We start from the raw sequence: 15,925 nt of genomic DNA on the forward strand, positions 1-15,925 counted from the left end.
TTTTAAGGCACGTTCTGGATTGCGTGCTCTTAGTTGTGTTAAGAAACTTTATCGACCGACCACCGTGGGCGACGTCGTGCTCGACGCTGCGCCCGGGTACCTTCGCGCGAGCATCGCGTCGGCGATCTTTTCGGCCATCATGATGGTCGGGATATTCGTATTCGCCGAAGGCAGCCGCGGCATCAGTGACGCATCGACGACCCGCAAGCCCTGCGCGCCACGCACGCGGCCCGCGTTGTCCGTCACAGCCATGACGTCGTTCACATCGCCCATCTTGCAGGTGCCGCTCGCGTGCCATACGCCGAACACATTGGCGCGAATGAACGACTCAAGTGCGGTCTCATCGTCAAGCAGTGCAGACATTTTCTGGCCTCGCGTGAAAAACCGTTCGATCAACGTCCGCCGAATCGGCGCAGGTGTGTCGAGCAGCACGCCGAGCATCGAGGTCAGCGCGGCGTTGCGGGTTCCGACGCGGCTAAGCGCCTTGACCCGTGGTGAAAACGCCGCGGGGAAAAAGTCGCGTGAATCGTGACCGAGCCCCGAGGCATCGACGATTTTCGCCAGCATTCGTACGCCGAAAGCGAGGCGCGCGACGTCGCGTGGATCGTCGAGCAGATTCAGATCGACACGCGGCGGCACCGCCGAGTCGGGTGAAACGAGTCGCACACGGCCGCGTGAATACGGGCGATTGCACCAGAGAAAGAACAGCCCGAGCCGGTTGCCAAGCGCATGCCATGCGGCACGCGTCGCACTAGACAGATACAGATCGGACGCATCGCACCCTGCAACGCCCGAGGTGAAACGCGCGGCTGTCATACTCGCGCGGCGCCGCGACAAAGGCATGCGATAACGTCGCTCGAGAAAATGGCAGAAGGTCAGCGACGGGTGATCCTGAAGATTACGCCCCACGCCCGGCAGATCGATCATGCAATCGATGCCGAGCGCGCTCAGATCATCCCTCGCGCCGACACCCGCTCGCATCAGCAGCGCCGGCGATTGCAACGCGCCTGCACAGAGCACAACTTCATTCGCCTCGAAGCGCACGTGGGCGCCGTTACGTGCCACGGCCACCACACCGCGCGCGACCATGCCCTCCATCACAATGCGCTCGACGCGCAGTTCCGGGTAAATGTGCAGATTGCGGCGCCTGCGCGTCTGCGCATCCAGATAGGCGACTGCGGTCGAGATGCGCTTGTCGTCGAGATTCGAGAACGCGCCGGGAAAGTAGCCGTCACCGAATTCGCCGTTCTGGTCCTGCAAGCTGGCGAAGCCGTTTTTACGCATCCCGTCGGCAAACGCATGGCAGAACGGCGGCCAGTCGGCCTGAAGAACACGGCGAATAGGCACCGGCCCATCGTCGCCGTGCAATTCGCCTTCCGGGAAATTCACGTCGCGTTCGAGCTTGCGGAAGTACGGCAGCACGTCCTGCCACGCCCAGCCAGTTGCGCCGTTGGCGGCCCAGTCGTCATAGTCGCGCGGCAGGCCGCGATTGGCCGATTGCACGTTGATACTCGATCCGCCACCCATCACACGCCCTTGCTCATACACACGCGGCGCGGCCGTTCGGGTCGCGCTCGCTTTGAGCTCCGGCCAGATGTACGTGTCGCCGCAGAAAACCGGCATAGGATAGCTATCGAGAATCGCTGCGGGCACGGCGCCCGGCGGCGTATCCTTGCCCGCCTCGATCAACGCGACGCGCAACGACGGTACTGTCGACAACCGGTGCGCAAGCACGCATCCGGCAGATCCACCGCCCACAATCACGTAATCGAAACGCTCCATATGCTTTGTCTCCTGCGGTTTTTTATTCGCTACGGGGTGTTGCCGCTATGTTGTGCTGCGTTCGATTCAACTGCCGCGAAACACCGGCTTGCGTTTGCCATGAAACGCTTCAACCCCCTCGCGGAAATCGTCGGACGTGCGCAGACGGCTATAGCAATGCCCTTCGAGTTCGATCGCGATCGAGAGCGGCGCATCTTCGCTATCGTTCAGCAGCTTCTTGGCGGTGCGTTGCGCGAGCGGCGAGAAGGCCCGCAGTTCATCCACCAACGCATCGGTCGTGGCTTCGAGTTGCGCATCGGCCACGCACTCCACCGCGATGCCCCAGTCGTAGGCCTGCTTGCCCGGAATGCGGCGCGAGCGCATGACGATGTCCTTGGTTCGACCGACGCCGACCATCTGCTGCAAACGCGCCGAGCCGCCCGAGCCCGGGATCTGGCCGAGCTTCTGTTCCGGCAGCGCGTAGAAGGTGGTGTCGGTGGCGATGCGGAAGTCGCACGCGAGCGACAGTTCGAAACCCACGCCGAAGCAGAAACCGCGATTGGCGGCGATCACCGGCTTGGAGCAGCGCGCAGGCGCCGCGATATTCCAGGCGAGCTTGGACACGTGTTCCGGCGACGCCTCGAGAAAGCCCTTGATGTCGCCGCCGCTCGAGAAGTGTTCACCCGTGGCGCGCACGACGATCACGCGCACGCGCTCGTCTTCGTCGAGTGCTTCGAAGGCCGCGCGCAACTGGTCGCGTGCATGCATCGAAATCACGTTAAACGGCGGCCGATGCAGAATAATGTCGGCCCGCTCGCGTTCGGCATCGATCTCGATCGAAAAGCCGTCGAGTTCTTGCAGCAGGCTCTGGCCGCGGTGAGTCAAGTCGGTCATGGGGTTACTCCTTGGTAGTTTCCGTGTGTGTGGCAATGAATGCGCCGCTGGCGCGGCCGTGGTTGCCGTCGTTACCGTCATTAGGCTGACCACGTTCGTCGCGTTCGTACTCGCCCGCGGACAGCTTGCGGCGCAAGATCTTGCCAACCGGCGATTTCGGAATGTCGTCGACGAAGACGTATTGGCGCGGCCGCTTGAAGTTGACGAGATTGGACGTGCGGCAATACGCATCGAGCGTTTCGGCATCGACGTATTCGCGGCGTTTGACGAAGGCGACGACCCGTTGGCCCCACCGCTCGTCTTTCACGCCTGCCACCGCCACGTCGTCGACGGCGGGATGCAGAGACAGGACCGATTCGATATCGACCGGCGAAATGTTCTCGCCGCCGCTGATGATCATGTCGTCGACGCGTCCGGACACATACAGGTCGCCTTCGAGGTCGAAGAAGCCGGTGTCGCCGGTGAAATACCAGCCGTCGCGCAATGACTTTGCGTTGGCGTCAGGGCGGTTCCAGTAGCCTTCGAAAGCTTCGTCGCCGAGCAGATCGGCGATGATCTGGCCTTCTTCGCCAGCCTGCGCCAGATCCTCCGGCGTTTGCGCATCGAGCTTCACGACACGCAGGCGCGTATTGATGCCAGCACGCCCTGCGCTGCCCGGTTTCTGCGTTGCGTCCTGGTCGATGCTGAAGGTGTAGACCTCCGACGAGCCGTAGTGATTGACGAACAGTTCGGGTTTGAAAGCAGCCGAGAGCCGCTTGAGCAAACCGTCGTTCATCGGTGCGCCGGCAAAGCCGAGCTTTTTGACCGAGGTCGTGTCGATAGCGGCGAAAGCCGGATCGGCCAGCAGATCGTGATAAAGCGTCGGCACCAGATAAAGACAGCTGATCTGATACTGCGCGATGGAATCGAGCGCGAAGCGGGCGTTCCAGCGGCGCGCGCAAACGAACACGCCGTCAACCATTGCCATCGAGAGCAGCGAGCGCACGCCCATGGTGTGATAGAGCGGCATCACCCCGAGCGTGCGCTCGCCATGCCGGTACAGGTTCTGCGCTACATGGGCGAGCGCGGCAGCCCGCTCATGACAGTGACGGCGCGGCACGCCTTTGGCCTTTCCCGTGGTGCCCGACGTGTAAAGAATCAGCGAGTAGTTGTCCGCATTCGCGCGAGTGGTCTGGATGCTGGCATCATGCGAGCGCTCGACGAGGAGTGATGCGAATCCGGCGCTGCGGCCTTGCGCGTCGTCGAGCCCGATGCGAGGAAGATTTTGTGCAGCCGGGCTTTGCGTGACCGCTTCGGCACTGACCGGTTCATAGACGATCGCCTTCACGCCGGCATCGGTCACGCAGTAATCGAGTTCGTCAGGCTTGGCGCGCCAGTTCAACGGCACGATCACAATGCCGGCGAACTGGCAGGCCCAGTGCAAGGTTGCCATTTCCCAGCGGTTTTGCAGTACGACGAGCAGCCGGTCCCCGTGCGCGAGACCCAGTTCGCGCAGGCCTTCGGCGAGGTTCACAATGATGCGATGCCACTGCGCATAGGTCAGCGTCAGCTCGCCATCGACCAGAGCGAGCGCATTCGGGCTGCGCTCAACGCTTTGCAGATAGGTTCGGCCGAGATCAAGCATGAGCGGTCTCCACGGTTTCACCGACCCGCTTGCCTGCGTTACGTCTTGCCGCCACGTCCAACACCGCTGCGACGATCGGCGTATAGCCCGTACAGCGGCACAGATGGCCCGAGAGCATGTCGCGCACCTCCGCCTCGGTGGGATCGGGCACGCGCTTCAGATAGTCCGCGCACGACATCAGAATGCCGGCCGTACAGAAGCCGCACTGCAATGCGTGGTGGCGTTGAAATGCCTGCTGCAGATCGCCGAGCACCATATCGGGCGCGAGGCCCTCGACCGTATCGATGCGACGCCCTTGCGCCTGCACCGCCAGCATCAGGCAAGAACGCCCTGCCACACCGTCGATGTGTACCGTGCACGCGCCGCACACGCCATGTTCGCAGCCGACATGCGTGCCGGTCGCGCCCAGTTCGTGACGGATGAAATCCGACAGCAGTTCGCGTGGCTCGCAATGGCCGCTGCGTTCGCAGCTATTGAGCGTCAGCGTGATGCACTGCCGGTCGCCCTGCCGCATGATGTTGCCTTCAGACGTGTTGCTCACTTTACTTTGCCTCCTCGATCACGCGCCATCCGAGTTGCCGGACCAGATGCCGGCGATAGGTCGCGCTAATGTGCGCGTCGTCCTGCGCGCCCAGCTTCCAGCTCAAATCGTTCAATGCACTGCGTAGGTCTTCGCCGTGCAAACTCGGCCATTTCTCGACCACCGGCCGATCCGCGACGCCGCCCACCGCGAGGCGGATCGAGTCGCTTGTCACCACCGCCGCGCAAGCGACCATCGCGAAATCGCCATGACGCGCGGAGAATTCGGTGAAGCCGTAGCGTTCGCCGGGCTTCTTCAGCGGGAAACGCACCGCTTCGACCAATTCTTCCGGTTCGCGCGCCGTCATCAACATCCCTTGAAAAAATTCCTCGGCCTTCAAGACACGCTTCTTCTTTTTCGAGCGCAGGGTCACGTCGCCACCGAGCGCCGCCAGCACAAGGGGCAATTCCGCGCTCGGATCGGCGTGTGCAATCGAGCCGCACACGGTGCCGCGATTGCGAATCTGAAAGTGCGAAATGTGCGGGAACGCCATCGCCAGCAGCGGCACTTCATCGCGCAGTGACGCGCGCCATTCGACGCTGCCCTGCGTGGCAGCCGCGCCCACAATTAGCCGACCTGCTTCGTTATCGATGCGCACCGCGTTCAGTTCGTCCGTGCGCGAGATATCGACCAGCATGCGCGGCTGCGCGAGCCGCATGTTCAGCACCGCCATCAGCGACTGCCCCCCGGCCAGCACGCGGGCGTCTTCGCCGTTTTGCGCGAGTGCGTCGAGCGCGTCCTGCGTGGTCATCGCGCGCAGATAATCGAACGGCGCGGGTTTCATGCCTGCCTCCTGAAACGTGCGAGCAACTGCGATAGCCACCCGTCTCCGGTTTTCACCGGTTTGCCTGCGGCCTGGCGTCCAAGCGATTCGAACAGTTGCCGCAAGACGACCTTGGCCGCCCCTTCGAGCATCCGTCCGCCGACGGCCGCGACCTTGCCCGACACCTGGGCTTCATAGTCATAGGAAAGACGAGTGCCGCTTTCGATCGGTATCAACTCGACGAGGCCGCTGCCGCGTGCGCTGCCGAGCGACGACATGCCCGCGCCTGCCAAACGCAGCCGATGTGGCGCGTCGATTTCCGACAACCCGATCTTCGCTTCGAAGCGCGCCTTGATCATGCCCACGCCGACTGTCACGTCGGCGCGATACCGGTTCGTGCCTTCGGCTTCGAGCGCGTGGCAACCCGGTATCACTCTGGCGAGCGCGTCCGGATCGAGCAGCACGGCGAAAATGGCTTCCGGCGACGCCGGCAAATCGACGCTGCCTTGCGCGGTCAGCGCCTTTGCGCCGCCGGGCATCGCCGGTTTCGCCGGTGGCGTGTCACGCAACTCGGGACGCGACGACGCGGGGTCGTCGATACCAATGAGCGCCATGACCTTCGAAGGCGTCAACGGCAAACGGATATCGTCGACGCCGAGCGCGTCCGCCACCGCATTCGCGATGCACGGCGGCGTGCTCATGTTGTTGCCCTCGCCGAGTCCTTTCGCGCCCAACGGCGTGAACGGGCTCGGCGTTTCCAGATGCACGATCAACGGATCGGGCACTTCGCAGGTGGTCGGCATCAGATAATCGGCGAGCGTGCCCGACTGGAAGCTGCCATCCGCGCCGTAACGGAATTCCTCCATCAACGCCGCGCCGAGACCTTGCGCGAACGCGCCGCGAATCTGGCCATCGGCGAGCGCGGGGTTCAGCAACGTGCCGGCGTCGTGCGCGGTGACATATCGGTCGATCCGCACGCGGCCCGTGGCGCGGTCCACTTCCACTCCGCACATGTCGAAGGCAAACCCGTAAGCCGCCGACGTGTTGATGCGATCGTTCTCGTCCGGCGCCGCCATGTTCGGCGGATTCCAGAACACGGTCTCACGCAGGCCGGGCTCCTCGCCTTCGGGCAAGAGCGCGGGCGCCCAATGCGGCGCATTGGCGGCGACGCGGCCGAACGGCTGCGCGCGATCCTCTGCACCCCTGGCATAAATGCGGCCGCCTTCGAAACAGACATCTTCCGGCGTGCAACCCAACTGCTTGGACACGATGCGCGCGACCTTGTCGCGTACGCGCACGGCCGCCAGATGCACCGTACCCGCCACCGCGCCGGCGAAGCGGCTCGAGTAATTGCCCGCCGCCACCGACCACGCGTCCTTGTGCGTATCGAACTCGACATTGACGACGATGTCTTGAGGCGAGACGCCGAGCACATCCGCGACCACCTGCGCGCACACCGTCATATGTCCCTGGCCCGCGGGCGTCGACGCGATCGTCACCACCACGCCGCCTAGCAGATCAACGCTGACCGTGGCGCTCGCGATCGCGCCGCTCTTCGGGCCGGCCTTCCTGCGCGCGTCGGCGGGCATCACCGTCGTGATATAGCCCATGTTCGACACCGACGGCTCGACGATCGCCGCGAAGCCGATGCCGTACAGCCGCCCATCCTTGCGCGCCGCCTCGCGGCGCGCACGCAGTTCGTCATAGCCGCCTTCGGCCAGCGCGCGGCGCAGCACCTCCTGATAGTTGCCCGAGTCGAGCAAAGCGCCCGCTGCGGCGCGATACGGGAAGGCATCGGCGGCGACGAAATTGCGGCGATACACGTCGAGCACATCCAGCTTCAGCTCAAGCGCGATGCGTTGCATCAGCCGTTCGAGCGCGAAGTAAACCTGCGGGCCGCCGAAGCCGCGCACGAGACCCGTGGGCGTCTTATTGGTCAGCACGACGCGATTGCGCACCAGCAGATTGTCGATGGCATACGCGCCTGTCAGGCAGCCATGCATCCGGTAGAACGTCGCCGGTTCCGGCGCGCGCAGATAGCCCCCGCAATCTTCAAGCTGATCGTATGAGAGCGCGGTAATACGACCGTCGCTTTCGACAGCCGCCTCGAGCGTCGACAGGCGTGCCGTCGCGGAGGTCGCCGCGCTCAGATGTTCGAGCCGGTCCTCGACCCACTTCACCGGGGCGCCGGCCTTGCGGGAGGCGAGGCACATCAGCACGACATACGGAAACACTGCCTGCTTCACGCCGAAGCTGCCGCCCGAATCTCGCGGCGCCTTGTGCCGCAGACGATTGGCCGGCACGTTCAGCGCCATCGCCATGACCGCGTGCAGCGAGAACGGGCCCATGAAATTCGACGTAACGTCGTAGCCTTCGTCGCCCGCCAGATATTCGGCGATCACCACGCCGCATTCGATCGGCGCACAGGTATTGCGCGGATAATGCGCGACCAGTTTCACGCGATGTGGCGCTTTCTCAAACGCAGCTTCGGGATCACCATAGCGGAAGCGGCGGTCGCTGATCACATTGGTGCCGACCTTTTCATGCAAAACCGTTGATTCCTCGCTCGCCGCCTGTTCGATCGTCGTGACCGGATCGAGCGTGGAATAGTCGACCTTGAGAAGATCGAGCCCGTCTTCGGCGATGGCCCGCGATTCCGCCAGCACCACCGCGACAGGTTCGCCGACATAGCGCACGCGGTCCATCGCAAGCGCCCACTGCTCCATCGGCGATTTCACCCCCACCACGAAGGGCCGCGACCACGCACGCAGGTCCTCGCGCGTCAGGATCGCGCGCACGCCGGGCAGCTTTGACGCGGCGTCGGTATTGATGGCAACGAGTTCTGCATGTGCATGCGGTGAGCGCAGAATCGCCGCATGCAGGGTGCCGGGTCTGGTGCCGAGATCGTCGCCATAACGGCCACGACCGGTAAGGATCGCAGGGTCTTCGAGACGCTCCATCGGGCGGCCAAGATAGGTCTGTGGACGCTTTACGGCTTCGTCGTGGGTTGGTTCAACCTCTACAGTCGCAGCATTGCCTGAATTGATCATGTCGCGCTGGTTCATTCGTCGGCTCCCTCACGGCGGCCCGCGAACTCATCGGCGAGTCCGCTCCAACGCTGGGCAATCTCGCGGTGCTCGATGCCGAACAGATCCAGAATCCGGCCGACCGTGTGATCGACCACGTCCTCGATGGTCTTCGGATGCGCGTAGAACGCGGGCACCGGTGGCATCACGATCGCGCCCGTCTCGGTGGCGAGCGTCATGTTGCGCAGGTGCGCGAGATTGAGCGGCGTTTCCCGTGCAACCAGCACCAGTCGGCGACGCTCCTTGAGCATGACGTCGGCGGCCCGCGTGAGCAGGTTGTCGGCGAAGCCATTGGCCACGCCCGCGAGCGTTTTCATCGAGCACGGCGCGATAACCATGCCCGCGGTGATGAACGAACCGCTTGCTACTGCTGCGCCGATATCGCGCACGTTGTAGACCACATCGGCGAGGCTCTCCAGATCGCCGCGCGCCATGCCTAGTTCCTGAGCCGCCGTCACCGCGCCGGAGGCCGACACGATCAGATGCGTCTCATGCGTGCCGAGGCGGCGCAGCGCGGCAAGCAGGCGCACGCCGATCAATGCGCCGCTCGCGCCCGAAATGCCCACGACAATCCGCTCACGCTTGTTGTCAGGCATGAACGTCACCCAGATAGGTATCGAACGCGGCGTTGTCGCCGGCGACGAGCGCTTCCAGATCCACCGAGTCCTGCCCCGGAATCCGCACGCGCGTGAACACATGCGCCGCATAAACCACCGGCCGCGTGGCGTCGAGCCCCATCTTCGCGCTGATGCCCTGCAGATGCGCCGGGGCGTCATCCGGCTGGCCCACGGTAGTCGACGGATCGAGCGGCGAGCCCTGCGCGCCTTCGATCACGACCAGATCACGATCGGCCTGGAAGCGCGTGGCGATGGCCCATTCGATTTCAGCGGGGTCGTGCACGTCCACATCGGTATCCACCACCACCACCTGTTTGATATCGTAGTGGGCGCCGAACGCACACAGGATCACGTTTTTCGCTTCGCCTTCGCGCTTCTTCTCGAACTGGATCCACAGGTGATAGCGGCACACGCCGCCTACCGAAAGATGCACGTCCCTCACATCCGGATGGCTGCGTTGTAGATGCGCAAGCAGCGTTGCCTCACGCGGAATTGCGCCGAGCAGAAGATGTTCCATTTCGGCCGGCACAATCGTGTGATAAATCGGCTTCGCGCGATGCGTGAGCGCCGTGACCTCGATCACCTCACGCGCCTCTCGCGCGCTGTAATACTTTGGAAACTCGCCGAACGGGCCTTCCTGCTCGCGCACGTTCGGCAGGATGCGCCCTTCGATCACGATCTCCGCGAAGGCCGGCACCTTCACACCGTTGCTCACGCACTTCACGACCGGCAGCGGCGCCCCATGCAGTGCGCCTGCGATCTCCAGCTCGTCGTGATCGATCGGCGTGATCGCCTGCGAAGCGAGCATCGTCAGTGGGTCCACGCCAATCACCACGGCGAGATCGAGCGGCTCTCCCGCCGCTTCCGCGGCCCGGTGAAATGCGTACAGATGGCGCGGCAGCAGCAGGATCGCCATGCGGTCCGGTCCATGCACCTGGATCCGATTGATCGATACGTTCTGGATGCCTGTGCGCGGATTGCGCGCGATCACGAGACCGGCGGTGATGTACGGGCCACTATCGTGTTCGCTATGCGTCGGAATGGGCAGCAGCTTGTGTAGATCGATCCCTTGCGTATGGACGACCTGCTGGCACAGCGCCGTATCCGCTGGGACCTCCTGCCACGCGAGAGGATGCTCGGCGGCTTCGCGAAAGCGATGGAGCAGCTGGTCCTCACTCACGCCCATCGCTTCGGCGATCCACGCGCGCCTCGACATGAAACCGCTGACCACCGGAATTGCATGACCACCAGGCTGCACGAACACTGCGGCGCGCGAGCCGTCGAGCTTTTTCGCGATCGCAGCGAGTTCGTGTTCGAGCGCGACGGGGTTTTCGATGGTGGCCACCCGCCCGCTCGCCGACAGGTGCTCCAGCCAGCTTCGCAGTGAGCGGGCGGGACGCCCTCCGGCGCCCGGAGAAACCGTCGTTTCGAGGGAAGCGGTTCCGCGAGAGTTCATCTGGGTCTCCATGTGTCGTGTCAATGTCCACCCGCTGTTTTGTGTAGCGAGCGCACAGTGGATTTGGATGGAGCGTAGCGAGAATGGCGTATAACTTCTAATAGTGTTTTTTGATTTTCTGCATCACTTACTCTGATATCAGTGTTACCCCTGATGACGTTGGCCAGCGTCCTGAGTATTAATAGCAGCGACCGCCTTTACCTCTACTGCGACGGGCGTTTGGTGACCGATCGACAAGGCTGGCGCATACGGAACAGTGTCCCTGCCAACCGCACGGGAATTGATAACGGCGATCGTTAACATCAAAAACAATGAAAATGTGGAAGCCTGATCAAACACACCCATGGACCTGAAGCAGATTCAATATTTCATCGCGCTGTTCGAAGACGGCTCGGTCACACGCGCGGCCAAGCGTCTGAATATCGTGCAACCGGCGCTCAGCATGCAGATCGCGAAGCTCGAGGAAGAGCTGCATCAGCAACTGTTCGAGCGCGGCTCGCACGGGATGACGCCGACCGCCGCCGGGCGGCTCATGTACCGGCTCTTCCTGCCGATCATGCGCGATCTTGCGCACGCGCGGCAGCAGCTGATCCAGCGAGACGAGATCATCACCGGGCGTGTGTCGATCGGGTTGATCGCGTCGATTAGCGAAAGCGTGCTGGCCGATTCACTGTCGCGCTATCACGAGAAATATCCGTACGTCGAAGTCACTGTCTCCGACGGCTACAGCGCGACCTTCATCGACTGGGTCGCCGGCGGCCAGCTCGATGCGGCGCTCATCAACAAACCGCGCGGCAAGCTCTCGCTCGATTCGCAAGCGATCCTCGACGAAGAAATGGTGCTCGCCACCAGTGCGGCACACGGCCCGGACCTGCCGCACGCGATCGAGCTGGCCAAGCTGCCCGAACTCGAACTGGTGCTGCCGACCAAGCGGCACGGCCTGCGCGGCGTGCTCGATACCGCCGCGCAGCACGAGGACGTACTCCTGACGCCGCGCTTCGAAATCGATGTGCTCAGCACCATCGTGCAACTGGTCGGCAATACGCGCTTCGCGACCATCCTGCCGCGTATCGTGGTCGAGCGCGCAGTCCGGGCGGGCACGTTGCGCGCGTATCCGATTCTGGCGCCACGCATCGTGCGACACATCGTCTGCATCACGCATCCGCGCCGGCCGCTAAGCGCCGCCGCGGACGCGCTGATCTCGATCATTGCCGACGAACTGCGCCAGGTGCTGAACGCCGCGCCGTTGGACGCGACGAAGGACACCCCTACCCCGATCAGGAAAATTTGATGAACGCACAACACTGGATCGCCGGCACCTGGACCGGCACGCCGACGCAGCCCACGATCGACCCGGCCACCGGCGAGCCGATCGGACTGTATGCCGACGGAGGCGCGGCAGAGGCGGACGCGGCGATTGCCGCCGCGCGCGCTGTATTCGATCGCACCACGTGGGCACAGGACGCGCGGCTGCGGCAGAACGTGCTGCTTGACTGGGCCACGGCGCTGGATGCAAAGCGGGAAGAACTGGCGACGCTGATGGCGCGCGAGAACGGCAAAGCGATCGCGCAGGCGCGCGGCGAAATCGCCGCGGCGATCTCGGAGGTCCGCTACTATGCCGGGCTTGCGCGCCATTTGCCCGGCCACGTGCTGGAGCCGGAACCGGGCACGATCTCCACGCTGCTGCGCGAAGCTGCCGGCGTCGCCGCGATCATCGTGCCGTGGAACGCGCCCGCGGTGCTGCTGGTGCGCTCGCTCGCGCCGGCCCTGGCGGCCGGCTGCACAAGCGTCGTCAAGCCGGCGGCGCAGACGAGCCTGCTGAACGCGGCGATGATGCGCTGCCTGGACGGCACCGCGCTGCCGAAGGGCGCGGTCAATGTGGTGAACGAGACCGGGCATGCGGCTGGCGAGCGGCTCGTCGAATCGCATGATGTCGACGTAGTGAGCTTCACGGGGTCGACGGCCACCGGCAAGCGGATCATGGCCGCGGCCGCCGACAGCATGAAAAAGCTTTCGCTCGAACTGGGCGGCAAATCATGCTGCGTGGTGTTCAATGATGCCGATGTCGCCGCGATCGCGCCGCGTCTCGCGCGCGCGGCGACGATCATCTCCGGCCAGCAATGCACGGCCGCGCGCCGCGTGCTCGTGCATGCCTCGAAAGCGCAGCAGATGCGCGAGCAATTGGCCGCCGCACTCGCCGCGCTAAAGGTCGGCCCGGGAAGCGACGCGGCGACCGATATCGGCGCACTGATCGACCATCGCACTCGCGATGCGGTCAATGCGACGATCGAGCGGGCGTGCGACAGCGCGGACCGTGTGCTACTACGCGGTGCGAGCCGCGGCAATGCGTTCCTGGCGCCAACGCTGGTCGAGCATGGCGATCCGAAAGCGTTTTTCTGTCAGGAGGAGATCTTCGGGCCGTTCGTCACACTGGAGACCTTCGAGGACGAGGCTGAGGCGCTCAGCAAGGCCAACGATACGGTGTTCGGTCTCTCCGCGAGCGTGTGGACTCACGACGTCGCGCGTGCCTATCGGATCGCCCGGGCACTGCGCAACGGCACCGTGTGGATCAACGACCACAACCGGTTATTCGCCGAAGCGGAAACCGGCGGGTATCGGCAGAGTGGCCTCGGCCGTCTGCACGGGTACGATGCACTGGCGGACTTCACCGAACTGAAACACATCTGCTTGAATGCGGGCGTGCCGGAGCAGATGAAAACGGTGAGTCCGTAGGCAATGCCGCGCGAGCCGTGTCGCCGGAAACGTGCGTCGGTGCGATCCCGCATGGTTGCTTCCGGCCGCGCATGACCGGAATCTATTTTCAACCTTGAGCGTACTGGGGTGCGGTGCTTGAATGGACTCGAAGCGAGACGAGGCCGACGCGTTTGGTCGTCTGATTGATTGCAAGCGCAACGCGCGACAGATGACCGACTTGCGTCAGGCACAGCGTCATCCCAATCAAAGGCAGCGGAGCGCGGGGCGTCCTGATGTTCGAAGCGGTGCCAAAGGCGGTTAGAATGCGATGAACCCATCGGTTCGCGCACGAGCGATGCCTTTGGGGCCGATGCGAACAGAAAGCTCAAAATGGAACGACAGACCAACTCTCGTCCTCCGCGCCCGACAGCTGGCGGCGCCCGACACCCTGCACCGGCCCACCTTGGTGACATGCTTGATAGCCTCAGCGACGGATTCATGTCGATAGACAGGTCGTGGCGCTTCACCTATCTCAACCATACAGCTGAGCGATACTTGCAGCAGGAGCGGCAAAACCTGCTCGGACGCGACATATGGCAGTGTTACCCGGACCTGGTGGACTCCGGCTACTATCGCGTCTATCAACAAACGGCGGCCACTGGACTCCCAGGTCGGCACACTGACTATTACGCACCGCTCGACACGTGGTTTGAGGCTCGATCATTTGCCCACGACGATGGCATTACGGTGCTCTTCCGCGATGTCACGCGCGAACACGAGCACGCGGCGCAGTTGGAATTTGAAGCGAGTCACGACTATCTGACTGGTCTGGCCAACCGGCGCAAGTGCATGGAAGCGCTATCATGCGCGGTCGCTGAAGCTGCTTCACGAGGCTTTACGGATGGTGCTTCCCTGGCGGTGCTGTTTATTGACCTGGACCATTTCAAGGAAGTCAACGACGCGTTCGGTCATGCTGTGGGCGATGAGTTGCTGCGCGCCTTTGCGAAACGGCTACGCGCAATTCTTGAACCTGCTTTTTTCGCCGCGCGCGTAGGGGGCGACGAGTTCGTTCTATTGTTACGCGATACTACCGAAAGCGCGGTAGAAGCGTTCGCGCATGCGGTGCTCAGCGAGCTCGCGGTGCCATTCGAAGTATGGGGAAGATCCATCTCCCTATCGGCTAGCATTGGCATCGCGCTACTGAGAGAAGCACCGGACTCAGCCGAGGCGTTGCTGAGTCGTGCCGACACGGCCATGTACGCAGCGAAGTCATCTGGCCGGTTTCAGGTGCGCGCGTACGATGGAGCACTCGACCGGGGCATGCGTGACCGCCTTGCTTTACGCATGGATCTTCGCGAGGCGTTTGCGGCAAACCAGTTCGAGCTTCATTTCCAACCTCAGGTGGCACTCGCGGACGGTTTCCCAATCGGTGCCGAGGCGCTTCTTCGCTGGCGTCATCCCGAACGAGGCCTGCTGACACCGTACGCATTCCTGGATGTGCTGCTTGATTCTAAATATGAAGGAATCCTCGTCGAATGGCTGCTCAATGCAGTTTGCCAGCATATCCGTGCATGGAGACGATTAGGGGTATCCGTACCTCGGATCAGCCTCAATCTGTCGGCTCGGCAGCTCCTCGGCGCGGGACTTGCAGATAGGATTCTCCATATCGCGAGGGCATACGACGTCTCCCCCGCAATGCTCGACATCGAGGTCACGGAGGACTCTCTAGTGAGCGATATCGAACAGGCAACGTCCGTTCTTGCCGCGCTGAAGCAAGCCGGCATATTCACATCGCTGGACGACTTCGGCTCTGGATACTCCAGTCTCAGCTATCTTGTCCGACTGCCCATCGACACACTGAAGATCGATAAGTCGTTTGTTCGAGCGCTGGTCGATTCAGAGAAGGCGTCGGCGGTCATTCGAGGCATTGTCGGTCTCGCCCGTTCGCTGGGCATGAAAACTATCGCGGAAGGCGTCGAGTGCCAACGCCAGGCCGAAGAACTGAAGGACGCTGGTTGCGATTCCATTCAGGGTTATCTAGTCAGCCGCCCGCTTGACTCGGAGGCCTTTGCGGAATTCATGCTGCGTCGGTGAGAGCGCCAAACGAAAAAGATGGTCACGCGCTGTTTGCGCAGCGCGAATCGACAAAACAACTTGGCCGCCAGCCTCGTCGCCCTATGGAAAGCGGTCCTTCAATTTAGTTGACTCGACACGCCGCACAGGGCCGCCCAGGGACGTTCGGTACCTGGCCGAGGCCTGTGCTGTCCGGACTGGCAGCTTACTTGCCGTAGTTGCCGGTCATGCCGCTGCTTTCGTGTCCAGTTCGGCGTGACCAGAGGGGATAACCCGGTCGATCCCGTGACGCAGTGAATTAATTCCGCGAGCGAAACCATCGGGTATGGATGGCGGCTGGTCACTGACCAGCTAGTTAAAAAAAAATCGTTCTCTGA

General features: G+C 63.1%; 11 protein-coding genes. 3 read left to right on the top strand and 8 right to left on the bottom strand.

All coding sequences use genetic code 11. From position 1 onward, the window contains the following. Positions 1 to 48: 48 nt before the first annotated feature. The 8 genes from PQQ86_RS12565 to PQQ86_RS12600 all read right to left on the bottom strand — a co-directional run bounded on the left by PQQ86_RS12565 (position 49) and on the right by PQQ86_RS12600 (position 10,781). Positions 49 to 1,782, bottom strand: a complete 1,734-nt coding sequence (locus tag PQQ86_RS12565) for a GMC family oxidoreductase (protein WP_408267048.1) — start codon at positions 1,780 to 1,782, stop codon at positions 49 to 51. 66 nt (positions 1,783 to 1,848) lie between these two features. Further along, a complete protein-coding gene (locus PQQ86_RS12570) occupies positions 1,849 to 2,655 on the bottom strand; it encodes an enoyl-CoA hydratase/isomerase family protein (protein ID WP_093636080.1) in 807 nt (268 codons plus the stop codon). 4 nt (positions 2,656 to 2,659) lie between these two features. Continuing rightward, positions 2,660 to 4,279: an AMP-binding protein gene (locus tag PQQ86_RS12575; RefSeq protein ID WP_408267050.1), complete on the bottom strand. Its 1,620-nt coding sequence runs from the start codon at positions 4,277 to 4,279 to the stop codon at positions 2,660 to 2,662. Then, complete coding sequence (locus PQQ86_RS12580) at positions 4,272 to 4,793, bottom strand: (2Fe-2S)-binding protein (protein ID WP_408270249.1); 522 nt, start codon at positions 4,791 to 4,793, stop codon at positions 4,272 to 4,274. The genes PQQ86_RS12575 and PQQ86_RS12580 overlap by 8 nt, the downstream gene beginning before the upstream one ends. A 28-nt stretch (positions 4,794 to 4,821) precedes the next feature. Next, on the bottom strand, positions 4,822 to 5,643 hold the full coding sequence (locus tag PQQ86_RS12585; RefSeq protein ID WP_408267053.1) for an FAD binding domain-containing protein: 822 nt from the start codon (positions 5,641 to 5,643) through the stop codon (positions 4,822 to 4,824). Then, positions 5,640 to 8,687, bottom strand: coding sequence for a xanthine dehydrogenase family protein molybdopterin-binding subunit (locus PQQ86_RS12590; protein WP_408267056.1), 3,048 nt, complete (start codon positions 8,685 to 8,687; stop codon positions 5,640 to 5,642). The genes PQQ86_RS12585 and PQQ86_RS12590 overlap by 4 nt, the downstream gene beginning before the upstream one ends. Next, complete coding sequence (locus PQQ86_RS12595; RefSeq protein WP_408267058.1) at positions 8,684 to 9,304, bottom strand: UbiX family flavin prenyltransferase; 621 nt, start codon at positions 9,302 to 9,304, stop codon at positions 8,684 to 8,686. The genes PQQ86_RS12590 and PQQ86_RS12595 overlap by 4 nt, the downstream gene beginning before the upstream one ends. Further along, entirely contained in the window at positions 9,297 to 10,781 is a 1,485-nt protein-coding gene (locus PQQ86_RS12600) for a UbiD family decarboxylase (RefSeq protein WP_408267060.1), read from the bottom strand. Before PQQ86_RS12600 ends, PQQ86_RS12595 begins: the two co-directional genes overlap by 8 nt. A gap of 343 nt (positions 10,782 to 11,124) precedes the next feature. On the opposite strand from PQQ86_RS12600, the gene PQQ86_RS12605 reads away from it, so the two are divergent. The 3 genes from PQQ86_RS12605 (at position 11,125) to PQQ86_RS12615 (ending at position 15,569) form a co-directional block, all read left to right on the top strand. After that, positions 11,125 to 12,072, top strand: a complete 948-nt coding sequence (locus PQQ86_RS12605) for a LysR family transcriptional regulator (RefSeq protein ID WP_408267063.1) — start codon at positions 11,125 to 11,127, stop codon at positions 12,070 to 12,072. After that, positions 12,072 to 13,514: an aldehyde dehydrogenase family protein gene (locus PQQ86_RS12610; RefSeq protein WP_408267066.1), complete on the top strand. Its 1,443-nt coding sequence runs from the start codon at positions 12,072 to 12,074 to the stop codon at positions 13,512 to 13,514. Before PQQ86_RS12605 ends, PQQ86_RS12610 begins: the two co-directional genes overlap by 1 nt. A 432-nt stretch (positions 13,515 to 13,946) precedes the next feature. Continuing rightward, a complete protein-coding gene (locus PQQ86_RS12615) occupies positions 13,947 to 15,569 on the top strand; it encodes a sensor domain-containing protein (protein WP_408267069.1) in 1,623 nt (540 codons plus the stop codon). Positions 15,570 to 15,925: the final 356 nt, after the last annotated feature.

Source organism: Paraburkholderia sediminicola (genome assembly GCF_046026675.1).
GTDB lineage: Bacteria > Pseudomonadota > Gammaproteobacteria > Burkholderiales > Burkholderiaceae > Paraburkholderia > Paraburkholderia sediminicola_F.